Below are 24,812 nucleotides of genomic sequence, written 5' to 3'. Positions count from 1 at the left end.
GTCAGCACAGCACCAAAGTCTTATGTTCACTTTCCTGTACGCTGACTTATGCTGTTGACCCCGCCGGGGACGGCATACCATAACTTGTTAGGAGATAGAGATGAGTAACGATGCCATTGTGATTGTGGCGGCCAAACGCACGGCGATGGGTGGTTTTATGGGTGGACTGTCTGCCAAAACGGCCACCGAGCTTGGGTCTGAAGCAATCCGCGCTGCGATGGACGGTGTCGATGCCAGTCAGATTGATGAAGTGATCATGGGCTGTGTGTTGCCTGCTGGCCTTGGACAGTCTCCCGCACGACAAGCTGCGCTGGGGGCAGAGTTGCCGCTATCCGCCAGCGTTACCACCATCAATAAGGTGTGTGGTTCGGGCATGAAAGCGGTCATGCTGGCCCACGACCTGATCAAGGCTGGTAGCGCCCAAGCGGTTGTTGCTGGCGGTATGGAAAGCATGAGTAATGCACCGTACCTGTTGCCAAAGGCTCGTGGCGGCTATCGTATGGGACACGGACAGGTGCTGGATCATATGATGCTGGATGGCTTGGAAAACGCCTATGATGGTCAGGCCATGGGCTGCTTTGCCCAGGCGACGGCCGACGAGGAGGGTATTGGTCGTGAAGCCATGGATGAGTATGCACTGGAGTCGTTACGTCGTGCGCAACATGCGATTTACAGTGGTGCGTTTGCCGAGGAAATCACCCCGGTAACCGTTTCAGGTCGTAAAGGCGATACGGTTGTGGATACCGATGAGGGCCCTGGTTCAGCACGTCCGGAAAAAATTCCCAGCTTGCGTCCTGCATTTAAAAAGGACGGTACTGTGACGGCTGCCAACTCCAGTTCTATCTCGGATGGTGCTGCTGCATTGGTGGTCATGTCTCAGGCCCGGGCCGACGCGTTAGGTTTGAAGCCGTTGGCAAAAATCGTCGGCCACAGCACCCATGCGATGAAACCGGCCGACTTCACCGTTGCGCCGGTGGGTGCGATGCAAAAGCTGTTTGAGAAAACCGGTTGGCAAGCGGGTGACGTAGACCTGTTTGAAATCAACGAAGCCTTTGCCATGGTAACGATGCTGGCGATCAATAAGCTCGGTTTGGATCACGCCAAGGTAAACGTTAATGGTGGCGCCTGTGCTCTGGGCCATCCCATTGGCGCCTCTGGCGCGCGTTTGATCGTTACCTTGTTGCATGCGTTGATCAACAAAGGACTTAACAAAGGTGTCGCGTCGTTGTGTATTGGTGGCGGTGAAGCAACGGCGATCGCGATTGAACGCTGTTAACAGACACCCCTTGTGATTTAAAAACGCGGCCCTTTGTGCCGCGTTTTTTTATTCTCCTGACGCTGTGCAGTGCGGTCCATCGTGGCTAGCGAACATAAGCTGGCTGGAGAGGATTCTATACACATCACGCCGACGCTATGTCGACGCTGCTTATGCCTGGGACCATCTATAAGATGTAACTTACTGATCACGTTGTAGATATTTGTAAATCTCGCAAAGTTTGCACATACTCAATGCTGACATTTCTTACAGGTACTGTGACATTGCGTACACCGTTGACCGCTTTACTGGTACTGGCAAGCGCGCCGTTTTTAGTCGTGCCGTCATGGGTGTTTGCGCAAAATGCTGTGCAGGAGACGACCCTGCAGTACTGTATCGATCCGGACTGGTTACCCTATGAAGGTCTGCAAAACGGCCGACATGTGGGAATTTCAGCAGACTACCTGGCGCTGCTACGGGACAAAACCGGTATTCAATTCAGCTTGCTCCCGACTGACAGTTGGCAGCACACCCTGAGATTGCTGCAACAGGGCCAATGCGATGCGACCCTGTTTGCCAATATGACCCCCGATCGACGCAAATACCTGGTGTTTACCGATCCGATTTTCAGTGCCACCAATGTGTTTGTTACCCGTCAGCAACAGGGCTTTATCGCAGGTTATTCTGATATTCATGATTTGTTGCTCGGGGTGGTTGACGGCTATCGACATGCAGAGATTGTTGCCCGGCATTACCCTGATATTCGCTTGCGTGAGCTGGCCAGCGAAACAGAAGGACTCCAGTTGTTGAATGCCGGCGAAATTGACGTGATGGTCGGTTCGATGCTGTCGGTGTCAAGCCAAATCCAACGGTTTGGGTTCCGCAACTTACAGATCAGTGGTCTGGCACCGCCCCATGACGCTCTGCGCATGGCACTGATAACAAAACACGCCGGTTTGCTGACTGCCTTAAACGCAGCAATCGCTGACATTGATGAGGATAAGCACGCCGAAATATTCAAGCAATGGCATAACGCACGGGTAGTGGATCAGTGGGACTATCGCTTCGTTTGGCCACTATTGGGCGGTTTTGTTGCGTTGCTGGTATTGATTGCCTGGCGCAACCACCATGTGTCCCGCTACAACCGGCTGCTTGAGAGTAAAAACCGCATGCTGGAAGAGTTACAGGACGAGTTACTGGAGAAGAACGAAACCCTGGCGTTTCTGTCCACCCACGATCCGTTGACCGATCTGTATAACCGCCATTACCTGTTGCAGCGTTGTGAGCAGGAAATCGTTCGTCTGCAACGCTTCACTGACATGCAGGCCAGTTTGATCCTGTTCGATGTTGATTTGTTCAAAGCGGTCAATGATGCCCACGGTCACAGTGTTGGCGACGCGGTATTACAGCATGTGGCGGAGACGGTACGCGAGGCGATACGTGAAATCGATACGCTGGGACGTTGGGGCGGCGAGGAGTTTCTGATCCTGTGTCCTCAATCCGATCTTGCATCTGCGAACATCCTGGCAGAGCGTTTACGTGAACGCCTTGAACGCAGTGATATGCCGCAGGGTATTCAGCCAACCTGCAGTTTTGGCGTGGCCCAGTATCATCACAATGAGGGGTTTATTGCTTGGTTTGATCGTGCCGACGCCGCGATGTATCAAGCGAAAATGGCCGGTCGTAACTGTGTTAAGGTGGCTGATTAGCGCACTTCGCCGAACTCATCGGCAGGGGGGGCATCAGCGTCAACGTAAGCATCTCTGTCCTGTTCGATTTTGACACTGATATCCTGAAGACGCTGGCGGTTGCCTTCTGACAAATCCCTTGCGCCCAGTTCGTTGTAGAGTCGCAGGGTGCGGATGTTTTTGTGCCGTGCGATGCGAGCTTCTACCATGCTTTGTAACAGGTTCAAGCCAAAAGCGGATTCTTTAGGAAACAGGATGTAGGCCTGGTAAAAGTAGTCAACCGCTTCATCGAAGCGTTGTGCACCGTGCAGTGACAGCCCTTCTTTGTTGAATTTGAGCGCCCGTGGGCGTCGGGCGCCGAGACTTTCCTCGGATTTATTGATCATCATTGAGGACATGGTTTTTTCGGTCAGATCCTCGATGTGTTGCAATTTTTCTTCACAATCGAACAGAATTTGCGCGGCTTTTTTCTCGTCACCCACACCCAGCCAGGCCCGAATGGCATCGGACATGGTGGAGACATCCGCTTCCTGCAAGTCGGTCATCTCTTCTTTTTGCAACAGTTCATGGGCTCTTTCCAGATTGCCCTCCAAAATTGCAGCAAGAATGTTCATGTAATGGCGCTTCAATTCCAGATTGTCATCCACAAAACGGCGGCCTGCGGAGCCAATCAGGAAGCGCGCTACCTGCAACGGTTTGTCGCGCTCGTTCATGGCTCTGCTTTCTGCCAGACTCAGATAACAACGGGCCAGTTCAAGGGACAACTCGGCAAATTTTTCGCGCACGTGGCGGCTCGCTTCCCGTCGACGTTCAAGCAGACTGATGGCTTCGTCCATTTTGTCCTGGATTTGATACAGGTAAGCTTTTAGCTTCGCTGCGGCCAGCGACAGGGCACCTTCCTTGATTTGCTCCATGTATTCTTCGGCACGGCTGTATTGCTTCTTGCCAATTGCGATACGCGCCAGCCACTCACAGGCTTTATCATTGGTCAGGTGCGCACCGAGCATGTCTTGCAACATGCTCTCGCTGATATCGGTTTCGCCAGCCAGGTATTGGGCGTGTATCAGGCCCCATTTGGCCCAAATGACCTTGTCAGATTGTTCGAGTACCGATTTGTACAACTCGCTGGCTTCGCTAAAACGTTTGAGCTTAAGCAGCAAGCGGGCGCGCAGTTTGGTCAGGTTGGTGCGTGATTTTGGCAGCAGCTCTTTTTCTTCAATGATGTCGAGCTGGTGAAGTGCCTCTTCAAAGTCTCCCTCGTCCATGTTGCGCAACACAGGGCGCAAGGTACGATTAATGTTCAGTGCATTGAAAATCGTACGGCCGAGGGTTTTGATGGTATAGGGTTTGATCACCAGATCATCAGGGTGGATATCCACAATTTGTCCGATGATCATGGGTAATCGGTCTGAGGTGATGAATACCAGGCACGTTGAGTATTTCAACAGGCCTTCCTTTTGCAGATCCTGAATAACCTCTACGCCGTTTTTATTGTCACCCAGGTGAAAGTCCATCAATACCAAATCGTAGCGCCGGCGTTTCAGGTCGCGACGCAGCTCCCGACCATGGGTAAAGCAGTGCACACCTTCAAAATCCATTTCCAACAAATGGTTACGCAGATTGGTTCTGGCCATTCCATTGTCTTCCACGACTGCAATGTTGACCTTGTGTTTCTCCACCGTCACGTGATCCCGCTTCCTACTGGTGCTTGAAGACAGCATAGCAAGCAAAGTTACGTTCGCCTATAGGCTTTGTATTGGTCGATTAAATTACCGCCATTGTAAAAGGAAACTTACAGTGATTCTGGACATTCGACCTGTTAAGGCTTTACTTTACGTTAACGTTAAGGTTAAAACTGCCTGTACTGCCTTACAATTCATTAACAGCGACACACTGCAAAGGTTTCCCATGAAAAATGTACCCTTATTGATTGACGGAGAATTCTTACCGTCACAGAGCCAGCAATTCATTGATGTTACCAACCCGGCTGACAATAGCGTGATTGCCAAGGCCCCCTGTGCTACCGACAGCGAAATGGAACGTGCCATCGCCAGTGCCAAGGCGGCATTTGAAACCTGGAAAGAAGTTGCGCTGCCGGAGCGGGCGCGGGTGATGATGCGTTATCAGCAGTTGCTGAAAGAACACCATGACGAACTGGCTGAAATCCTTGCCAAAGAAACCGGTAAAACGTTTGCCGATGCCAAAGGTGATGTGTGGCGTGGTATTGAAGTGGTTGAGCAAGCGATGAATGTGCCGGCACTGATGATGGGGGAAACAGCAGAAAACGTCGCCCGGGGTATTGATACTTACAGCTACATTCAGCCGCTGGGCGTGTGTGTAGGGATCACGCCGTTTAACTTCCCGGCCATGATCCCGCTGTGGATGTTCCCGATGGCGATTGCCTGTGGCAATACCTTTGTGTTGAAACCGTCTGAGCAGGATCCAATGACACCGATACGTCTGGCGGAACTGTTCCAGCAGGCCGGAGCGCCCAAAGGTGTCCTGAACGTGGTACACGGTGGCAAAGATCAGGTAAACCATCTGCTGACCCACCCGGACATCAAAGCGGTTTCGTTTGTCGGTTCAGTGCCAGTCGGTCAACACATCTACCGTACTGCGACCGACAACATGAAACGTGCACAGTGTTTTGCCGGCGCCAAGAATCACTCTGTAATTATGCCCGATGCGAATAAGGCACAAGTGATCAGTAACCTGGTTGGTGCGTCAGTGGGTGCTGCTGGTCAACGCTGTATGGCCATTTCCGTGGCCGTGTTCGTCGGCGACAGCAAAGACTGGATCGAAGAACTGACGGAGCAGTTACGTACAGTGAAACCCGGATTGTGGAATGATGAGTCAGCCGGCTATGGCCCGTTGATCAGCCCTCAAGCCAAAGCGCGGGTATTGTCGATGATTCAGCAGGGCAAAGACGAAGGGGCAACCTGCCTGTTGGACGGTTCTGATTGCACTGTTGAAGGCTATGAAAGCGGAAACTGGGTTGGCCCGACGTTGTTCACCGATGTGACAGAAGAGATGGCCATTTACCAGCAGGAAATTTTTGGTCCGGTGTTGTGTTGTGTGACCGTGGATACCCTCGAAGAGGCCATCGCTTTGGTTAACCGCAACCCGTACGGCAATGGTACGTCAATCTTCACTGCCAGTGGTGCTGCAGCACGTAAATATCAGCATGAAGTGGAAGTAGGTCAGGTGGGGATCAATGTTCCTATCCCTGTTCCGTTACCGTTTTTCTCCTTTACCGGTTGGAAAAACTCGTTCTTCGGCGATCTGCACGCCTACGGTAAACAGGCGATTCGTTTCTACTCAGAAACCAAAACCATTACCGCCCGTTGGTTCGAAGACGATATCCCGAAAGGGCCTAACATGACGATTAATCTGCGCTAAGGCGTAATGACTGAATTGACAACGGTGGGTCCTGGGGCCCGCCGTTTGCTGTTAAAGAGACAGGATTGACTATGAATTTTGAGCTTACTGAAGATCAACTTGCCTTTGCTGACGCTGCCCGCCAGTTTGCTGATCAGGAATTGGCCCCCAACGCTGCTCGTTGGGACAAAGAACACCATTTTCCCAAGGATGTCATCCAACGGGCCGGCGAATTGGGTTTTTGCGGTTTGTACACCCCTGAATCAGAGGGTGGCCTGGGCCTGTCCCGACTGGACTCCTCGATCATTTTCGAACAACTGGCTACCGGTTGTACCGCCACCACGGCAATGATGACCATACACAATATGGCAACCTGGATGATCGCCAGTTGGGGAACCGAGGCTGTGCGTCAGGCGTGGTGCCCGACACTGGTCACCGGTGAGAAGCTGGCGTCCTATTGCCTGACCGAGCCGGGCAGTGGTTCTGATGCCGCGTCGCTGCGCACCAGTGCTAAACGCGACGGTGATGAATACGTGATCAATGGTTCCAAAATGTTTATCTCCGGCGCCGGTGAAACCGACGTACTGGTGGTGATGGTGCGTACGGGCGGCGAAGGACCTGCTGGTATCTCCGCGGTCGTTGTACCGGCGGATACCGACGGCATTATCTACGGTAAGGCAGAAGAAAAAATGGGTTGGAATGCCCAACCCACCCGTTTGGTCACGTTCGACAATGTGCGTATTCCCGTCGACCATCTGCTCGGCAACGAAGGCGAAGGGTTTAAATTTGCCATGAAAGGTCTGGACGGCGGTCGGATCAATATCGCCACCTGTTCTTTGGGAACGGCTCAGCAAGCGTTAGACACTGCGCGGGCGTATCTGCAAGAACGTACCCAGTTTGGTAAGCCACTGGCAGCGTTTCAGGCTTTGCAGTTCAAACTGGCCGACATGGCCACTGAACTGGTTGCCGCGCGGCAAATGGTGCGCTTAGCGGCGTTTAAACTGGACAATGACGACCCTGAAAAGACCGCTTATTGTGCCATGGCAAAACGCTTCGCCACTGATGTTGGCTTCAAGGTGTGTAATGAGGCGCTGCAATTGCACGGCGGCTATGGCTATATTCAGGAGTACCCGTTAGAGCGCATGGTGCGTGATGTGCGGGTGCATCAAATCCTTGAAGGTACCAATGAGATCATGCGCGTCATCATCGGTCGTCGTCTGCTGGCCGAGGGTGCTGGTGATATTTTATAAGGGGGATGCATGACCGATTGTGTAGTGTTTGACGAGCATTCGACGGTTTCAGGTCATCGGATTGCTGTTGCCACGCTGAATAAACCCAAAGCCCTGAACGCCCTCGGCAGTGATATGGTGGCATTGTTGCTGCCTCAGCTGCGCGCCTGGCAACAGCGCGATGATGTGTTGATGGTGGTACTGGATGCCGAAGGTGACAAGGCCTTTTGTGCCGGTGGCGATGTGGTTAGCATGCATCGAGCGATGGCCGAGCAACCGGATCAGGTGCCTGCAGAGCTGCAGGATTTCTTTACTCAGGAATACCGTCTGGATCACCTTATCCATACCTACAATAAGCCTGTTTTAGTCTGGGGCAATGGTATTGTCATGGGCGGGGGGCTGGGGTTGATGGCCGGTGCCAGTCACCGTATCGTCACGGAGTCTTCGCGTATCGCAATGCCCGAGATCACCATCGGATTGTACCCGGATGTGGGCGGCAGCTGGTTTTTGAACCGTATGCCCGGTGGCAGTGGCTTATTTCTGGGATTGACCGGTGCCAGCATCAATGCCACCGATGCCTTGTACATTCGACTGGCCGATCACTTTATTCCCCATGCTTGCAAACAGGCTTTCTTCGATAGCTTGTTATCAGTGGAGTGGGCGCATGCCTCGGTCGATCAACAGCTGACCAGCATCTGTCAGCAATGGCATAAAGAGCACAGTGAGGCGTTACCAGCAGGGCAGGTCGAAAAACACCAGGCCATGATTGACCGCGTGACGGCGGGCAACACCATTGGTGAGGTGGTGAGTGCCATTCTTGCGCTGGATGATCAACAGGATAAATGGCTGCAAAGGGCCAAAGGGAGTCTGGCAGCAGGTTCGCCGGTCACCATGCACCTGGTCTGGCAACAATTGCAGCGCGCTAAGAGCCTGTCGTTGGCAGAATGTTTCCAGATGGAATTGATCATGTCTTGTCGCTGTGGCGAGTTTGGTGAATTTCAGGAAGGGGTTCGGGCACTGCTGATTGATAAAGACAACAACCCACAATGGCACTATGCCAATGTAGAAGCCGTGCCTGAAGACGTTTTGGCGCGCTTTTTTGAAGCCCCCTGGGGCAATCAGCCTCATCCATTGGCTGAATTGAAGGAGTAACTTACATGGCAACGATTACGTTTATCGGACTGGGCAATATGGGCGGTCCAATGGCCAGCAACCTGCTCAAAGCTGACCATGATGTGTGTGTGTTTGACCTGAATCCGGCAGCGGTAAAAGAGCTTACCGGTCAGGGTGCACGCAGTGCTGACAGCTTGCAAAGCGCTGTAAAGGGCAGTGATGTGGTTATTTCTATGCTGCCCGCCTCTAAGCACGTAAAGAGCGTTTATTTGGGCGAGGATGGTTTGGTCCATCACATGGCCAAGAACACCTTGGTAATAGATTCCAGTACCATTGATGCAGACACCGCCAAAGCAGTGGGAAGTGCATTGGCTGACGCGGGTATGCGTTTCATCGATGCACCGGTATCGGGCGGTGTGGGTGGTGCCAAAGCCGGTACATTGACGTTTATCGTTGGCGGCGAGCATGCCGATTTTGCTGCTGCACAACCGATCCTGTCAGCGATGGGGCAAAATATCTTTCACGCCGGCGGCGTAGGGGCAGGTCAGATAGCCAAGATCTGTAACAACATGCTGTTGTCGGTGCTGATGGTGGGTACCTCCGAGGCATTGCAGATGGCAATCGATAACGGCCTGGATCCGGCTGTTGCATCTGACATCATGTTACAAAGCTCTGGCTGCAATTGGACGTTGCAAAAATACAACCCCTGTCCTGGCGTGATGGAAGGCGTACCGTCTAGCAACGGTTACCAGGGCGGGTTTATGGTTGACCTGATGAAAAAAGATCTGGGTCTGGCAATGGACACGGCAAAACACAGTGGCTCGGCCACCCCAATGGGGGCATTGGCGCAAAGCCTGTACACACTGCACAGTGGGCAGGGTAACGGTAAGCGCGATTTCTCAAGCATTTTTGAACTGTTTAATCATACGAAAGAGGATTGATTGTGAACGTAAACGATAAAGTAATTGCAGTTACGGGTGCAGCACAAGGCCTGGGCCGTGCAATGGCACAATCCTTGGCGGAGCAGGGCGCGCACATCGCACTGCTGGACATGCAGGAAGAAGCGCTGAATAAAGCCGCTGAAGAGATCCAATCCCTGGGTGTAAAGGCCCGTGCCTATGTGGTGAATGTCACTGATGAGGCGCAGGTTGAGCAGACCTTTGCAGCGATCGCTGCGGATTTTGGCCGGCTTAACGGCCTGATCAACAGTGCCGGCATTATGCGTGACGGTATGTTGCTCAAGGTGAAAGACGGCCAGGTGGTCGATAAAATGTCCAAACAGCAGTTTCAGTCTGTGCTGGACGTCAATGTTACCGGCACATTCCTGTGTGGCCGTGAAGCCGCAGCGCAAATGGTCAACACCAAGAGTGAAGGCGTGATCATTAACATTTCGTCGGTATCACGGGCCGGCAACATGGGACAGACCAACTACTCCGCGTCTAAATCCGCAGTTGCCACCATGACGGTCAGTTGGGGCAAAGAGCTGGCTCGCTTTGGTATTCGTACCGGCTGTATTGCGCCGGGTCTGGTGGACACCGCGATGGCAGCGCAAATGCGCCCGGAAATGCGTGACAAGTTCCTTTCTACCGTACCGTTACGCCGCCTGGCTGACGTTGGCGAGTTGGGCCATGCCGCGCGGTTTATTTTTGAGAACGATTATTTCACCGGCCGCACCCTTGAACTTGACGGTGGAACCCGCGTATAGCATTGCAGCACCAAGGTGCTAACCCAAAGCCAGCCGATCAAGGCTGGCTTTTTTGTCTTATTCCCCTAGTATGCGCACTGTCAGACTCGTGTGGTGGAAAAGTATGTGGATTTGTCCGGCCTGTCGGCAGGCGATGACCCAACAGGGTCGCCAATGGTGTTGTGAACAACAACACAGTTATGATTGTGCCAAAGAAGGTTATGTCAACTTGCTGTTGGTACAGCACAAAAACAGCAAGGATCCGGGTGATAACAAAGCCATGATCAATGCCCGGCGAGCCTTTTTGCGTGCTGGTTTCTATGCGCCACTGGCTGAGCGCATCGTTGAAGCCATGTTTTCGCACCTGGCACCCGATGCCGAGCAAATACTGGATGCCGGCTGTGGCGAAGGTTACTACCTGGCGCAACTGCAGGAGCGTCTGCTCCGCGAGGGACGTCAGGTTGCTCTGGCGGGTATCGACATTGCTAAAAATGCGGTGCAAAAAGCCGCCAAGGCTTACCCGAACATGCAATTCGCGGTGGCATCATCGGCCCGGTTACCGGTCGCAGATAGCAGTGTCGATGGTGTGTTACAGGTGTTCGCCCCGTTGGGGGCGGCAGAAGCAGCAAGGGTGCTTGCCGAAGGCGGCATTTGGATAGAAGTATCACCCGGTCCCGATCATCTGGCGGGCTTGAAAGCGATGGTGTATGACACTGCACAGGTCCATCACAGCGAGACAGCCGTGCCCGACGGTTTTGCGTTGCAGGAAAGCCTGTCAGTGCGTTTTGATATAGTCCTTCCCAGTCAAGACGACCGAGAGCATTTGCTGATGATGACTCCGTTTTATTGGCGAGCCCAGAAGCAGGCCGTGCAACGGATCCGAACGGAGCTGACGTCGGTACAGGCTGACTTTCAACTTCGCGTGTTGCGCAAACGCCCCGTTCAATAGACGGGGCCTTCCTTTGCTCATTTTCAGCGCTGGTTGAAGCGACTCAGGTGTTTGATGGCCTGACTCAGCAGGCTGGTATCCAGTTTTTCACTGCGCTGTTCGCCGCTGACCCGATCGAAAATTTCGTAGTTGCCATTGCTCTGCACTTCAATGCGCAGCTCGGCGGTCAGCACGATGACCTTGTTGCCTCGGGTAGACACTCGCCAAGGTCGTTTGGGTGACAGCAGATTTTGGCCCGTACTGTACGCGGAGGGTGATGCCTGGCAACCCAGCATGCTTAGCATGGTTGGCGCCAGATCTTCCATGCTGGATAAGGTGTGGGCCAGGGGGACATTGCTGTACAGCGTACTTGCGGATAAACCGTCTTGTTGCCGGGCTATCTGTGCCAGCAACGTCATTTCAGGTAGCTCACTGGCGCGCTCCAGCAATGACTGCATTTGTGCACTGTTAACAACCCCCACAGCCAATTTGCCGCCCGGTTGAGTCAGTGTGGTTAAAAAGTCGTCCCAGTGGCGCGTATAGCGCTGTAACGATGCACCGTGCAACGGAAACTCGCTGTACAACGTGACAGGGATACCCAGCGTCGCAGGCAATTCAAGCATCACCGGTGACTGGTTTTCGAGTTCATCATGGTAGAGTTCAGGTAAGCCATACAGGATGCTGTGTAGTGCATTACCAGGCGTGCTGGCGATATTGTAATGGCTGGCATAAGGGGTGAAATCCGACAGCGGTGACAAAGGCATCGGTGTGTCAGTGACCTCTACTAACAGCGCAACACTGCGCTGGTTGTCGATACCGCAATAAACCGGCTCAGCTGGATAAGCAACCCGCTCAACATCCCGTGAAAATTGTAGCGCTTTGCGTTGCTGATAGTTTTGTAAATCCAGCAGTCCGTACTTCGACATCAGGGTTTTTGCGGTGGCTGGGTAGGACAGAGGAAACATGTCATCCTGCTGCACGATGGGTTGGTACAGGTTGGCGTCAGCCCAGACATGCAACGCGTGACTGCTGGTGAAGCACAACATAAAAAAGCTGGTGATTGGCAAAGCAAGTTTATAGCGCTGAACTCGCTCGATACGCTGCCACAGTGCATTGGCAATGATCAACTGAAACGACAACCAGACTAGGAATAGCAGCAACAGGAAGCCCCATTGTTGCCAACCAAATGCAGCCATCACGCTTTCTGCTTCATGCCGGATCAGCGAAGCACTGCTGAGGCTCAGGTGAAGCCCATATTTGTTGTACAACAAGGCATCAAACGCGAGTAACGCCAGGCCGAGGGCGGCGATACTCGAACTGACGGTTTTGACCAGTTTAGCGTTAGGCAGGATGTAACACAGGGGTAAGATAAAAATCACAAACCCCATGAATGTCAAAAAGGCAATATGACTCAACCAGTTGCTAAACAGATAAACGGTGCCCAACACTGAACCCGGCAACGGGGAAGTGAAGACATAGACCGAGGCGATAACGATCGCAATAAGGATATTGGTCAGGGCAAACCAATGCCCCCAGGTTACCAGTTTTGAAACACGTTTTCGGCGTGGGGTTTCAGTGAGTATCATTTATTTTTGTGTTCCGTTGATACTTTTCAGCAGGACTTGTGTAAAATGCTCGGCCATTTTTACGCGTTGGTCGTCGCTCACCTGATGTTCAAATATATTGGTGATGACGTTACCAAGGGCCATCAGCGCCAGGTCCCGACCTGCCTGATGGGTTTCCAACGCGAGAACAATATCGTGCATCAATGCTTCAAACTGCTGGTTGGAATACTTGGATTGTTGGGGCATGGTAGGTTCTCACATACAAATTAGCGCGATAGTACCAATGGTCTGTGCAAATTGCGAGTCATGTGCCGTGTAACAGCCATATGGTTGGCCCGATTTTAACCCGAACAACAGGAAAATTATGAGTGTAGTCATTCATCATTTTGTGGTGCACCAACTGGCCATCAATGCCGAGCAAGCATTGACACTGGTGCCCAAGTCGTCTTGCTTCGATGTCACACCGGATATAGAAACCCTGGGGTATCAGTTAAACCAAGCCTATGCGGCTAAGCCGGGGAAAGGGGTGGGGAGCTTCGTCGACCCCGCTCAAGTACCGGACAGCAACGAAACTGGCGACAGTGAGCAAGAAGACGTTACCCCGGCACCGTCTCAACATCAGGTCATGGCATTTCGTCAGTTATTGCAGGAATTTCAGGAAAACCCAGACAACTTCGTTGATTTTAGCCTTAAAAGTAGTGAACTTTTACTCAAGAGTCTGGTTGAAACCGGTACAGTGGAAACCGGTTTTGTGATTTTCAGTCACTATAATTTTCTGGCCACAGACTATTTGCTGATCACCTTGTTAAACACCAAAGAGCATGTGGAAATCAATCAGCAATTGGAACTGAACCGCGCCGATCACCTTGACCTGGCCAAAATGCAGCTTGCAGTGCGCATCGACCTTACCCAGTGGCAAACCCAGGCTCAGGAAGAGCGCTACATCAGTTTTATCAAAGGTCGCATGGGGCGCAAGGTGTCTGACTTTTTTATGCGGTTCGTGGGCTGCGAAGAGAAGGTTGACGTCAAGCAACAGAACAAACAATTACTGAATAGTGTCGATGACTACCTGGCCAGCGAACAATTGGATCCGCAGGAGAAGGTTGAGACCCGTACTCTGGTCGCTGACTACTACAAAGAAAAACTCGACGCCGGTGAAGACATTCAACTTAAAGAGCTGGCGGACAAATTGCCAAAAGATGACAGCGGTGATTTTTACCAGTTTAACCAGGCTCAGGAAGCGCCGCTGGAAGAGCATTTCCAGGCAGACAGAGCGGCACTGAAAACCCTGGCCAAATTCAGCGGACAGGGTGGTGGCATCAGCCTCAGCTTTGACCGTAAGCTTTACGGTGAACGGGTCGTCTACAATGCCGATACTGATACCCTGATGATCAAAGGCATTCCGCCAAACCTGAAAGACCAGTTAAGCAAGGCGTAAGCTGGAAAAAAGGCAGTTGGGCAAATGGAACACCCCTCTGTATACTCTGAATCACGACAAGGTAAAGATACGCGACAATGCAATTATTTGTGAATGATTTGACCGTGATGGACTTTTCATACTTATGCCCCGAGCGAGGAATGGTGGGGGAAAGTTGGATTGTTGATGTGGTCCTTGATGGTGCATTGAACGAAGAAAGCATGGTGCTGGATTTTGGCAAGGTGAAAAAACGCCTCAAGGCCCTGATCGACGATTATGTTGACCACAAGCTGTTGGTACCGGCAGATCATCCTTTTTCCACTGTCAGCCGTGATCCTTCGTCGGATACGGTGCAGGTTGATTTTGCCCGACCGGACGGACGCAGTATTCATTTGTGTTGCCCGGCTGAAGCCTACGCCTTCGTCTACGCGGAGGCGGTTACCATGGCATCGGTAGGGCAATATCTGAAAGACATTATCGCCACCCACCTGCCGGAAAACGTGCAGGGACTTCAGATTGCTCTGCGCAGCGAAATCATTGACACCCCTTATTACCACTATACCCATGGTTTGAAAAAACATGATGGCAACTGTCAGCGTATTGCCCATGGTCATCGTAGTAAGGTCAATGTGATCGAAAACGGTGTTTCCAGCCAGCAGTGGGCACAATACTGGGCTGAGCGGTGGTGTGATATTTATATCGGAACACGAGAAGATCTGATCCCTTTGCATGACAGCGTGTGGCGCGACAGTGCCTACAACCTGGACGCGCATCACGTGTTTGGTTATGAAGCCTCTCAGGGCATGTTCTATCTGGCCATCCCGGAAGCTGAATGTGAGTTGGTTGATACCGATTCCACGGTAGAATGCCTGGCGCAGTTCATGGCCGATGAACAAAAGCGATTGTGTCCGGACAGCGCGTTTGAGATCTGGGCATACGAAGGGGTGGGTAAAGGAGCAATTGCGTATGCGTAAGGTTGTTATCTTGTGGTTTACCTTGTGCCTGTCGATGGGCGTAAACGGGTTAGAGCTGCAAGGCCAACTAACCCAGGGCAGTTTGATCCGCGCAACGCTGCCTGCCGGTAGCAAAGTATGGTTGAACGATGAGCCTGTGACGGTGAGCAGTGACGGTCATCTGGCGTTTGGTTTTGGCCGCGATGCTCCGCTAAGCCACGTAGTGCGTTGGCAATTACCCGGTAAAGCGCCACAACAACGCACCTTATCGCTGACGCCACGCAGCTACGACATACAGGAAATTGATGGTCTGCCGCCGAAAATGGTCACGCCTGATCCGTCAGTGCTTGCCCGCATCAAAGAAGACAGTCGTAAGGTGCGTGAAGCCCGCAGCCTGCGTGACGATCGCAGTGATTTTGCGGTAGATTTCCAATGGCCGGCCGAAGGCCCTATCAGTGGCGTTTACGGCAGCCAGCGTGTGCTAAACGGCGAACCCCGGCGACCCCATTTCGGCGTTGATGTTGCCGGTCCCACCGGTACGCCGGTGGTTTCACCTGCGCCGGGTATTGTTACCCTGTGGGCGCCTGACATGTATTACTCGGGCGGGACGTTGATCATCGACCACGGTCTTGGGATTAATTCGACCTTTTTGCACCTGAGCAAAGGCCATGTCAGTGAAGGTCAGCGGGTTGAACAAGGCCAACTGGTGGGCGAGATCGGCGCAACCGGTCGGGCTACCGGCCCGCACCTCGACTGGCGATTAAACTGGGGTAACGAACGGCTCGATCCCGCATTGCTGGTGCCGCCCAGAGCGGCCAAATAGGGCGGTAAACGCCACGGTTTAATCGTGGCCAGTGAGCCATCTAAGGTGCGCCCCTCGTTCATTGGCAGTGAGGTACACGGTGTCAGCACGTGCTGCCTGTATATGCATCAGCACGCTGACCAAACGTCCATCCCGCAACAGGTGAACTGGCACGCTGCTGCCTGTTTCGAGTCGATCAAGGTGTTGCTGTAGTGTCCCATCCTGTACCTGCCATCCATCCAGCGCAATGAGCAGGTCACCCATTTGAATACCGGCCTGCGCTGCCGGGTACCCTTCCAAAACCTGGGTCACCAAAACGCCCGTTTCCTGCGATTTGGTCGCGATCCCCACTTCATGACGAACTTCTTTATCAACAGGCTTGCCGCCCTTGTCTGACAAGCTTTGCCGGGCACGGGTGTGGCGGGTAATACCGACACTCGCTAGCAGTTCATCCAGGGGTAATGCCTCAGTGCTGCTGATGGCTGCCTGTAGGAAATCGTTGAGATCCAGCCCGGCATCCCGGGAAATGATGTTCGACACCGTATCGTCGCTGGTAGGGATGTCTGTCAGACCATGTTCCTGCCACAGTGCTCGAAGCACGTGGTCAAGACTATAGCGCCCCTGGCTCTGCTGGCGGAGGGTTAAGTCAATGCACATGGCCACAATTGCCCCTTTGAGGTAATAGGACACGATGGTATTGATGCTGCTGGCATCCTGCAGATAGAAACGGGTCCAGGCATCAAAGCTTGATTCGGCGACGCTTTGACGTGTGCGACCAAGGTTCCTCTCCAGCCGGGTCAGGTTTTCACCCAGTGTGACAAGGTAGTCCGACGCATCGACCAGGCCGCAACGTACCAACGACAGATCGTCGTAATAGCTGGTAAAGCCTTCGTAAATCCATAGTTGTCTTGTGTACGCTTCGCTATCCAGCCCGGCCTCGGCCAGCTCCTGAGGTCGAATGCGTTTAACCAACCATGTGTGCCAGAATTCGTGGCTACAGAGCGACAGGAAAAGTCGATAATTGTCGTCAATGTCGTTGCCTGCATGGATGGACGGTAAATGATGTCGGCTGAACATCAATGCTGTCGAATGGCTATGCTCCAGGCCGCCAAAACTGTTATCACTCAGCAGTGTAATAAAGGTGTAATGCTCGACGGGACTGGGTTGGCCGAAAAATTCAATATGGTGTTCACAGATCCGCTTTACATCGTTGGCGATGCGGGACAGATCAGCATTATGGCCGCCAGCAAACACCATGTCGACGCTGACGCCACTGGCTTCAAAGGATACCGTATCAAATGCGCCAATCAGTACAGGGTGATCAATCAATTCGGGGTAGTTTTGACAGTGGTATTGCCCGAAACCTTTACTGTCGACATCCGTGCTGGCCTGCATCGCCGTTGCAACTCGCCATGTTGGGTGGTGGTTGGGCGTTTCAAGGTTACATTGGACGGGGTGGTCCTGTTGTCCTTTAACAGCCAGAAACACGCTGGTGCCATTGAAAAATGCGTAGTCAGCGCCGTAGTAAGCAGAACGTACGGAGAAGTCGAACGCATAGACCTGATAATGGATGATAAGGGCATCACGGTCGTGGTTGTCCAGTTGCCAGGTTTGTTTATCAATTTTGTGGTGTTGTACTGGACTTCCCTGTGAATCGGTGCAGCGAAACGCCACGATATGACGGGCGAAGTTTCTGATCATATAGCTACCGGGGATCCAGGCGGGCAGGGTAACCTGTTGCTGCACATTGGGCTTGGCAATGGTCAGGGTGACATTCAATGTGTGTGGTGTACTGGCGGACAGGCCAATGTGGTAATGGTGTTGCTTCAAAACAGACTCCCGGCTAACACGATATGCGGCGATGACACTGATTTTTACTGTAGCGAAAACCGCGTTGAGTTGCCATTGACGGATACCATCAAAGTACGCCTTATTTTTAGACCAAAGTTGGTAGCGAATTGATTAGGATAATTCGCAAGTATCAGCCATAATTGACGATATAATAAATAATATATCACTGATTACCTTAGGGTTTTAAAAAGGTTTTACATGGCAATTTTGAAGGAAAAAGTGGGTCTGACGAACGCCGATATGCGTAAGCTTCGATCCATGCGCCCTGGCATGCCATTGGATTTGCAAGTCAAATCGCCCACCAGTACCAAGCGGGTGCGGACGGAGTTCGTGGGCCGGGATGGTATGAAATGCCTGATCCTTAAATTTCCGGACGAATCCCGCTGGGGCAACCTCAGAGATGCAATTTACCCCGACAATAACCTGGTCGTACGTTACATTCTGGAAGACGAGACCGGTGAAATCATTGCATTTAAAGTGAAAGTTACCCTGGTACTGAGCAAACCCGGCAACTACGTGTTTACGACCTTCCCCTTGTCAATTCAAAGCCATGGCCTGCGCGCAGAACAGCGTGCGCAAACGCAGATAAAGGCCACGGTACTGAATGAACAGGGTGACAAAGAACTGGCTGATGGGGTCATTCTTGACTTGTCCAGCAGTGGCTGTCGCGTCGGTATTAAGCGCACGGTACAAAAAGAGCGCTTTGCTGCAAAAACACCCATTCGGGTCAAAATTCGACTGCCGGATGGTAGCGACGAGATCCTCGCCGGTACCATCATGAACGCCAAACAGGACGAGGTAGAAAATTACTACGGTGTGAAATTCGAAGCGTCAGCACCGGTGGTTGAAAGTATGCTCAGCCAATTCCTGCTGGTTTAAGGCGCAGACGCTTTGATCCGCAACTGGTAGTAACACACATCCAGATTACCACTGCCCGGATGGTGAAAGAAAGGGCCTTGCAAGCTTTGTGCGCCTGACAGACGTTCCTCAACAGCGTCACTTTGCGGACGCTGAATCGATAGGGCGATCCGTTGTTGCGCGGGAATCGCGCTGGCCATTTTTGCCCATTCAATCCGGCTGCGCAGTTGTGGTTTTTCAATCACACCGCCCGGCGCATTGTGCGGTGCGCGCGCGAGTCGTTGCACATTCTCCATACCAAAAACCACCCGACCAAAACTGCTCATATTGCGGTCCAGGTGTCTGGGTGCCTGTCCCAATACGATGTAAAAGTCGGTTGTTGCACTGTTTGCTTCATTGCCGCGGGCCATCGCTACAGTACCGGGACAATGCAGCAGCCACTGTTGTTGTGCGCTGATGTCCTGACCGGCAGGAAAACCATCCAAATACCCTGTCTGGGGAGCAAGGAAGGCTGGCTGCTGTACGCTGAAGAACGTGTTTTGTGCGGGGATTTTACGGCTGAATTCTGCTGGCAGAGGGCTGCGATAATCGCTGTCGCGGGATTCATTCATATCACCACCTTGAGCAACAAATCCGTCTATTACCCGGTAGAAATCAAGCCCATCATAAAAGCCACTGTTAACCAGACTGGTAAAACGCTCTACGTGTTTGGGGGCCATGAAAGGTGCCAGTTCAATAATGATCAGGCCTTCAGAGGTTTGCATGTAAACCTGGTTCTCTACGGGGATGGAATGCCATTGTTGATCGTCCTCGGCGTGCGCAAGTGAGAGAAACAACGTGCTGACGATCAGGCTAAAGTATCGGATACAGGTAGAATTCATCGACTTTCCCTGGCAAAAAAAAGCCCGCGACGAACGCGGGCTGATTGATTATTTAACTTCTACGCCAGCGGCTTGCTGGTCTGCGTGGTAACTGGAGCGGACCATGGGGCCGCAAGCTGCCTGACTGAATCCCAGCGATTTGGCAGTTTCACCCAACTGATCAAATTCCGCCGGTGGTACATAGCGCTTGACCGGGAAGTGGTGTCTGCTGGGCTGCAGATACTGGCCCAGGGTCAGCATATCCACGTCATGCTTGCGCAAGTCTTCCAGCACCGTGACGATTTCTTCATTGGTTTCACCCATTCCCATCATCAAGCCTGATTTGGTGGGAATGTCCGGGTGCTGGGCTTTGAATTTCTTCAGCAGATCGAGTGACCATTGGTAATTGGCGCCTGGGCGACATTCACGGTACAACCGTGGAATGGTCTCAAGGTTATGGTTAAACACGTCCGGTACACCGTGTTTGAAAATTTCCAGTGCTCTGTCCATGCGGCCGCGGAAATCGGGTACCAGCACTTCGATTTTCGTGCTGGGACTGTGCTTGCGAATGGCATTGATACAATCCACAAAGTGCTGCGCGCCACCGTCTCTGAGGTCATCACGGTCAACCGAGGTAATAACCACGTATTTTAGTTTCATTTCAGCGATGGTCCGGGCCAGCTTTTCCGGCTCTTCGGCACTCGGTGGCAGGGGTTTACCGTGTGCCACATCACAGAAAGGGCATCGGCGGGTGCAGATATCGCCAAGGATCATGAAGGTCGCAGTGCCGTGATTGAAACATTCAGCCAGGTTAGGGCAACTGGCTTCCTCACACACCGAGTGTAAGTTGTTTTTGCGCAGCGTCTGTTTGATGTGGTCGATCTTGTCTGTGGTGCGCGGCAACTTGATTTTGATCCACTCCGGCTTGCGCAGCATCTCCTCTTTCTCAGTGGGGATGATGGTGACCGGAATGTGTTTGACCTTTTCATCGTCGCGGAGCTTAACCCCCGCCTGCGGGCGTGCGTTACTCATCAAAACCTTCTCGTTGTTGGATGGCCGAAATTCCCAGGTGCTGACATAAGTGTTTCACCAATGACTCACCGGCTTGCTGAACGGAGTCGGGTCCGTTTAACTGCGCGCAATCTACCATTTCCAGCCCTGCATATCCACAGGGATTGATGCGCTGAAAGGGTGATAAATCCATGTTGACGTTTAACGCCAGGCCATGGAAAGAGCAACCTCGACGGATACGCAGCCCGACTGAGCAGATCTTGCGTCCGTCAACGTAGACCCCTGGCGCGTCGGGTTTAGGGTAGGCATCGATGCCATACTCTTTTAAGCTGTCGACCACGCATTGTTCTAACGCAGTCACCAAATTTCGCACACCCAGCTTGCGTCGTTTCATGTTCAACAGAACATACAGCATTTGCTGGCCGGGGCCGTGGTAGGTTACCTGACCACCACGATCAACCTGTACAACGGGAATATCGCCGGGGGCGAGGAGGTGTTCGGCTTTGCCTGCTTGACCTTGGGTAAACACAGGCGTGTGCTCCAGCAACCAGATTTCATCAGCGCTGTCATCGTCACGGGTATCCGTGTATGCCTGCATTGCTTCCCAGATGGGTTCATAGGGTTGTACGCCTAACTGACGCACAATCAATGGTGAGTCTGACATCGGGGGTTATAACACCACCCGGACCAGCTCCAGTTTGGCCAGCTCGGTATAAATGGTTTCCATGTGCTCTTTACTCGTTACACGAACACTGATAGACACCGAATGATAGTTGCCTTTTGCGCTTGGCTTGATGGTGGGATTATAGTCACCCGGCGCATGTTGCTGTAAACAGCCGACCACATGGTCGGGCAGGCGCTCATCTGCCAAGCCCATCACTTTAAAGGTCTGGAAGCAGGGAAAGTCGAGCAGTTCGTCGAATCGGGTATCCATGGTTTGGTACGTCTCACTAATGGCTTTATTACAGTATACGTTAATCAACGTGGCGCTGCCGGTTGGACAACGCCACGAAGGGAATATGGGGCTTATCCTTCAAATCCCAAGGTCAGCTTCATGTAATCGATCATGCGATCAATCAGGCCACCTTCGTTAACTTCCTGTAAGGCTACCAGCGGGTACTGTGCAACGTCCTCACCTTCCAACTGCAGATACAGGGTGCCTACCACTTCACCTTTGGCCAGTGGTGCCTGTAACTTTTTATTCAATTCAAAGTTGGCCTCGAGGTTTTTAACCTGCCCACGAGGAATGGTAATGGGTGTGTCCTGGTTAATGCCCAGCTCTACCGTTTCTTTGTCGCCCATATAGATACGGTGTGCGACGAAGCTGTCACCGGCTTTGTACGGGGTGACGGTTTCATAAAAGCGGAAGCCATACTTGAGCAGCTTTTTGTTCTCAATTTTGCGTGCTCGTTCGCTGTCAGCACCCATAACAACGGCAATCAGGCGCATGTCGGCCTGCGTTGCTGAAGACACCAGTGAGTAGCCGGCATCTGACGTGTGGCCGGTTTTGATACCGTCAACATTGAGGCTTTTGTCCCACAACAGGCTGTTGCGGTTATATTGTTTGATGCCGTTGTAGGTAAATTCCTTCTCGGCATAAATGTCATATTCCGCCGGTACATCGCGGATCAACGCGGTAGCCAGAATCGCCATGTCTCTGGGGGTGGTGTAATGCTCAGGATCGTGTAAACCGTGACTGTTAACGAAGTGGGTGCCGGTCATACCCAGTTTCTGGGCATGGACATTCATCATACTGGCAAAGGCTTCTTCACTGCCGGCGATATGCTCAGCCATGGCGACACACGCGTCATTACCTGACTGGACAATAATGCCACGGTTCAGGTCGGCGACGGAAACCTGCTTGCCCACTTCAATAAACATTTTCGAAGAGTCTGGGAATTTTTTGGCCCAGGCATTTTCAGAGATCGTGACCATGTCCTGTTCGGAAATGTTGCCCAACACCAGTTCGTTACCAATAACATAACTGGTCATCATTTTGGTCAGGCTGGCGGGCGCAAGCTGAACATCGGCATTTTGCTCGGCAATTACCGTACCGGTGTTATAGTCAATCAGTATATAGCCATTGGCGTCGACACTGGGCGGCGGCGGAATCACAACGGCCGCAGAAACGTTCAGGCTGCTTAATAGCAGCGAAGATGAACCCAGAAGAGTGAAGAGAAGAGATTTAATTGTCCGCATTGCCCTACCGTAAAAAGTTGTTGTTATCGGGATGACGGGTCAGAGCCCATCAAAAAGCGCGCAACAATATACCATCTTTGCAATGGTAATGTTGTACATTTGCCGTGCGGCTGGTATCGATAGTCGCAACGGCGCTTAGCACTAAGACGTTATAAATCTGAAAAAGTTTTGTCGATTTAAGGATTTAGTGAGGCGCATACAAGGTGTAAGCGCCCGGATATCCACCACGTTTCAAATCTTCCAATAACTGACTGGCCTGTGTGGCATCGCTCAGTGGGCCCAATCGCAACCGATAGACACCGTTTTCAACCGGTGTGTGGGTCGGCACCTGATACAAGCTGGCGAGCCCCTTGGCCAATTGTTCGATTCGACGGCTGTCCTGCAATGCCGCGACCTGGATAAACAAAGACTGGTTTGCCTCTTCGACAGGTGACACCACAGGTTGGTTACCGACGGTCAAAATACCTTGGTCATCCACGTGCATAATGTCCAGCTTTACCTTGCCGGTGCCGGTTTTAATGATGTCCAGCTTCATCGCTGCGGCATAGGATAAATCAATCACACGATCACTGTGAAACGGGCCGCGGTCATTGACTCTGACGATGGCCTGGCGGCCGTTTTCCAGGTTTGTTACCCGCACAAAGCTGGGCAAAGGCAAGGTTTTGTGCGCCGCGGACATTTTGAACATGTCGTAGGTTTCGCCATTGGCGGTTTTATGCCCATGGAACTTCTGCCCATACCAGGAGGCTTCTCCGGTGGCGGTATAACCTTTACCGGTTTTTAGCGGGACATAGTGCTTGCCCAGTACAGTGTAGGGACGCAACGTCGCTGCGCGGTAGGGTTCGTAGCGCGGCACCACGTTGGTAAAGTCGATATCGGCACGCACGTACTCTGGATGGCTGTCATGGCGCTGTGTATAGCGTCCTTGTGAGGCACAGCCGATCACCGATAGAATCAATAATCCAATGACAAGATAGCGCATCAGTGTTGCTCCGCGGCATCTCTTAATTGTTGACTGAACTGATACACGGCCATGGCATAAAGCGGGCTGTGATTGTAACGGGTAATGACGTAAAAGTTATGCAAGCCAACCCAGTGTTCGGTGCTATTTTGCTGTTCAAAAGGAAACACCTTTGCCGGCATATCGGCGGATAAGGTCAACCCGTGTGGCACAGTAAGGCCGGCCTTGGCCAAATCCGCCCAGGTAGTCTGATACTTCAGGTCGGTATTGATGTCCAACCCTTGCAGATTGTTGACCTCGACGGCGAAAGCAACGGGTTGTCCGCTGCGCCAGCCATGCTGTTTAAAATAATTGGCGACACTGCCAATGGCATCGACAGGGTTCGTTAGCAGGTCTCGCTTGCCATCGTGATCAAAATCCACCGCGTAGTGGCGATAACTGGAGGAAATAAACTGTCCCCAGCCCATGGCGCCAGCATAGGAACCCTTGACGGCATTCATGTCGAACTGTTCTTCGCGACTGAGCAAAAAGAATTCTGCCAGTTCTTTGCGGAAAAAGCTGGCCCGTGGGGGATAGTAGAACCCCAGTGTGTACAGGGCATCCAGTACAGAATGCTTACCGGTATAGCTGCCATAAAAGGTCTCGATGCCGATGATGGCGGTAATAATGTGAGCGGGGACGCCGGTTTCTTTCTCAGCGCGCTGTAGTGCCTGCGCATGCTGCTGCATAAACGCAAGACCTCTGTTGAGACGTTTTTCGGTCAGGAATATGGGATAGTACTGATGCCAGGGCTTGGCTTCCCAGGGCCGCGCAATCGCCTCCAGGATCGGTTGCGACTTGTTGGCGGTGGCCAAAATGTCAGACACTTGTTGTTGGGTAAATCCGTGTTGATTGACCAATTCATCGACAAACGCCTGCTTTGAACGTTCGATGTCCGATGATGCACCGGCAAATACTGAGAAACTCGCCGCCACTGTTAACACAAGGGCCCTTGATACACGGCCCCCTAGAAGTTTATGCGCACACATACCGTATCCCTGAACCGCTGATTCATCAGCTG

The 24,812-nt window shown here is 52.4% G+C and carries 23 protein-coding genes; 12 read left to right on the top strand and 11 right to left on the bottom strand.

All coding sequences use genetic code 11. The annotated features are described in order from the left end of the window. Positions 1–100 precede the first annotated feature (100 nt). Both LJ739_RS06245 and LJ739_RS06240 read left to right on the top strand, forming a co-directional pair. A complete protein-coding gene (locus LJ739_RS06245) occupies positions 101–1,276 on the top strand; it encodes an acetyl-CoA C-acyltransferase (RefSeq protein ID WP_229158138.1) in 1,176 nt (391 codons plus the stop codon). 233 nt (positions 1,277–1,509) lie between these two features. Then, positions 1,510–2,964 carry a diguanylate cyclase gene (locus tag LJ739_RS06240; RefSeq protein WP_229158136.1) on the top strand — a complete coding sequence of 485 codons (1,455 nt, stop codon included), beginning with the start codon at positions 1,510–1,512 and terminating at the stop codon, positions 2,962–2,964. On the opposite strand, the gene LJ739_RS06235 is transcribed toward LJ739_RS06240, so the two are convergent. Beyond that, on the bottom strand, positions 2,961–4,628 hold the full coding sequence (locus LJ739_RS06235; RefSeq protein ID WP_324254899.1) for a response regulator: 1,668 nt from the start codon (positions 4,626–4,628) through the stop codon (positions 2,961–2,963). The genes LJ739_RS06240 and LJ739_RS06235 overlap by 4 nt on opposite strands. 223 nt (positions 4,629–4,851) lie before the next feature. Here LJ739_RS06235 and LJ739_RS06230 point away from each other — a divergent pair, with 223 nt between their 5' ends. The 6 genes from LJ739_RS06230 (at position 4,852) to rlmA (ending at position 11,296) form a co-directional block, all read left to right on the top strand. Next, positions 4,852–6,342 carry a CoA-acylating methylmalonate-semialdehyde dehydrogenase gene (locus LJ739_RS06230; RefSeq protein ID WP_229158133.1) on the top strand — a complete coding sequence of 497 codons (1,491 nt, stop codon included), beginning with the start codon at positions 4,852–4,854 and terminating at the stop codon, positions 6,340–6,342. A 71-nt stretch (positions 6,343–6,413) separates the two neighbouring features. After that, on the top strand, positions 6,414–7,571 hold the full coding sequence (locus tag LJ739_RS06225) for an acyl-CoA dehydrogenase family protein (RefSeq protein WP_229158131.1): 1,158 nt from the start codon (positions 6,414–6,416) through the stop codon (positions 7,569–7,571). 9 nt (positions 7,572–7,580) lie between these two features. Next, a complete protein-coding gene (locus LJ739_RS06220; RefSeq protein ID WP_229158129.1) occupies positions 7,581–8,702 on the top strand; it encodes an enoyl-CoA hydratase/isomerase family protein in 1,122 nt (373 codons plus the stop codon). 5 nt (positions 8,703–8,707) lie between these two features. After that, positions 8,708–9,604 (top strand): 3-hydroxyisobutyrate dehydrogenase, encoded by an 897-nt coding sequence (gene mmsB / locus LJ739_RS06215; RefSeq protein ID WP_229158127.1) that lies wholly within the window; start codon positions 8,708–8,710, stop codon positions 9,602–9,604. Positions 9,605–9,606: 2 nt separating this feature from the next. Beyond that, a complete protein-coding gene (locus LJ739_RS06210) occupies positions 9,607–10,368 on the top strand; it encodes an SDR family oxidoreductase (protein ID WP_229158124.1) in 762 nt (253 codons plus the stop codon). 103 nt (positions 10,369–10,471) lie between these two features. Further along, positions 10,472–11,296, top strand: a complete 825-nt coding sequence (rlmA, locus tag LJ739_RS06205; RefSeq protein ID WP_229158122.1) for a 23S rRNA (guanine(745)-N(1))-methyltransferase — start codon at positions 10,472–10,474, stop codon at positions 11,294–11,296. A gap of 23 nt (positions 11,297–11,319) precedes the next feature. On the opposite strand, the gene LJ739_RS06200 is transcribed toward rlmA, so the two are convergent. Together LJ739_RS06200 and LJ739_RS06195 are read right to left on the bottom strand one after the other, a co-directional pair. Next, positions 11,320–12,861 (bottom strand): DUF3413 domain-containing protein, encoded by a 1,542-nt coding sequence (locus LJ739_RS06200; protein WP_229158120.1) that lies wholly within the window; start codon positions 12,859–12,861, stop codon positions 11,320–11,322. Next, entirely contained in the window at positions 12,862–13,086 is a 225-nt protein-coding gene (locus LJ739_RS06195) for a YejL family protein (RefSeq protein ID WP_229158118.1), read from the bottom strand. 118 nt (positions 13,087–13,204) lie between these two features. On the opposite strand from LJ739_RS06195, the gene yejK reads away from it, so the two are divergent. The 3 genes from yejK to LJ739_RS06180 all read left to right on the top strand — a co-directional run bounded on the left by yejK (position 13,205) and on the right by LJ739_RS06180 (position 16,033). Then, positions 13,205–14,278 carry a nucleoid-associated protein YejK gene (yejK, locus tag LJ739_RS06190; RefSeq protein WP_229158116.1) on the top strand — a complete coding sequence of 358 codons (1,074 nt, stop codon included), beginning with the start codon at positions 13,205–13,207 and terminating at the stop codon, positions 14,276–14,278. A 77-nt stretch (positions 14,279–14,355) separates the two neighbouring features. Further along, complete coding sequence (locus LJ739_RS06185; protein ID WP_229158113.1) at positions 14,356–15,231, top strand: 6-carboxytetrahydropterin synthase; 876 nt, start codon at positions 14,356–14,358, stop codon at positions 15,229–15,231. Beyond that, the gene (locus LJ739_RS06180) at positions 15,224–16,033 is read left to right on the top strand and encodes a M23 family metallopeptidase (protein ID WP_229158111.1); all 810 of its coding nucleotides are present in this window, start codon (positions 15,224–15,226) and stop codon (positions 16,031–16,033) included. Before LJ739_RS06185 ends, LJ739_RS06180 begins: the two co-directional genes overlap by 8 nt. An 18-nt stretch (positions 16,034–16,051) precedes the next feature. Here the strand turns inward: LJ739_RS06180 and LJ739_RS06175 are convergent, their stop codons facing one another. Beyond that, positions 16,052–17,842, bottom strand: coding sequence for a M61 family metallopeptidase (locus tag LJ739_RS06175; protein WP_229158100.1), 1,791 nt, complete (start codon positions 17,840–17,842; stop codon positions 16,052–16,054). 219 nt (positions 17,843–18,061) lie between these two features. Between LJ739_RS06175 and LJ739_RS06170 the strand changes: the two genes are divergently transcribed. Next, positions 18,062–18,742, top strand: coding sequence for a PilZ domain-containing protein (locus LJ739_RS06170; protein WP_229158098.1), 681 nt, complete (start codon positions 18,062–18,064; stop codon positions 18,740–18,742). Here LJ739_RS06170 and LJ739_RS06165 read toward each other — a convergent pair. The 7 genes from LJ739_RS06165 to mltB form a co-directional block, all read right to left on the bottom strand. After that, complete coding sequence (locus tag LJ739_RS06165; RefSeq protein ID WP_229158097.1) at positions 18,739–19,602, bottom strand: peptidylprolyl isomerase; 864 nt, start codon at positions 19,600–19,602, stop codon at positions 18,739–18,741. The two genes, LJ739_RS06170 and LJ739_RS06165, sit on opposite strands and share 4 nt — an antisense overlap. A 48-nt stretch (positions 19,603–19,650) precedes the next feature. Further along, a complete protein-coding gene (gene lipA, locus LJ739_RS06160; RefSeq protein ID WP_229158095.1) occupies positions 19,651–20,613 on the bottom strand; it encodes a lipoyl synthase in 963 nt (320 codons plus the stop codon). Next, positions 20,606–21,256, bottom strand: coding sequence for a lipoyl(octanoyl) transferase LipB (gene lipB / locus LJ739_RS06155; protein WP_229158094.1), 651 nt, complete (start codon positions 21,254–21,256; stop codon positions 20,606–20,608). Before lipB ends, lipA begins: the two co-directional genes overlap by 8 nt. A gap of 6 nt (positions 21,257–21,262) precedes the next feature. Then, the gene (ybeD, locus tag LJ739_RS06150) at positions 21,263–21,526 is read right to left on the bottom strand and encodes a DUF493 family protein YbeD (protein ID WP_229158092.1); all 264 of its coding nucleotides are present in this window, start codon (positions 21,524–21,526) and stop codon (positions 21,263–21,265) included. A 92-nt stretch (positions 21,527–21,618) separates the two neighbouring features. Continuing rightward, positions 21,619–22,791, bottom strand: a complete 1,173-nt coding sequence (locus LJ739_RS06145) for a serine hydrolase (protein WP_229158090.1) — start codon at positions 22,789–22,791, stop codon at positions 21,619–21,621. 184 nt (positions 22,792–22,975) lie between these two features. Continuing rightward, entirely contained in the window at positions 22,976–23,773 is a 798-nt protein-coding gene (locus tag LJ739_RS06140) for a septal ring lytic transglycosylase RlpA family protein (protein WP_229158088.1), read from the bottom strand. Next, a complete protein-coding gene (gene mltB / locus LJ739_RS06135; protein ID WP_267494163.1) occupies positions 23,773–24,780 on the bottom strand; it encodes a lytic murein transglycosylase B in 1,008 nt (335 codons plus the stop codon). The genes LJ739_RS06140 and mltB overlap by 1 nt, the downstream gene beginning before the upstream one ends. Positions 24,781–24,812: the final 32 nt, after the last annotated feature.

Source organism: Fluctibacter halophilus (assembly GCF_020687825.1).
Taxonomy (GTDB): Bacteria; Pseudomonadota; Gammaproteobacteria; order Enterobacterales; family Alteromonadaceae; genus Fluctibacter; species Fluctibacter halophilus.
This window is presented reverse-complemented; position numbering and strand designations above follow the sequence as displayed.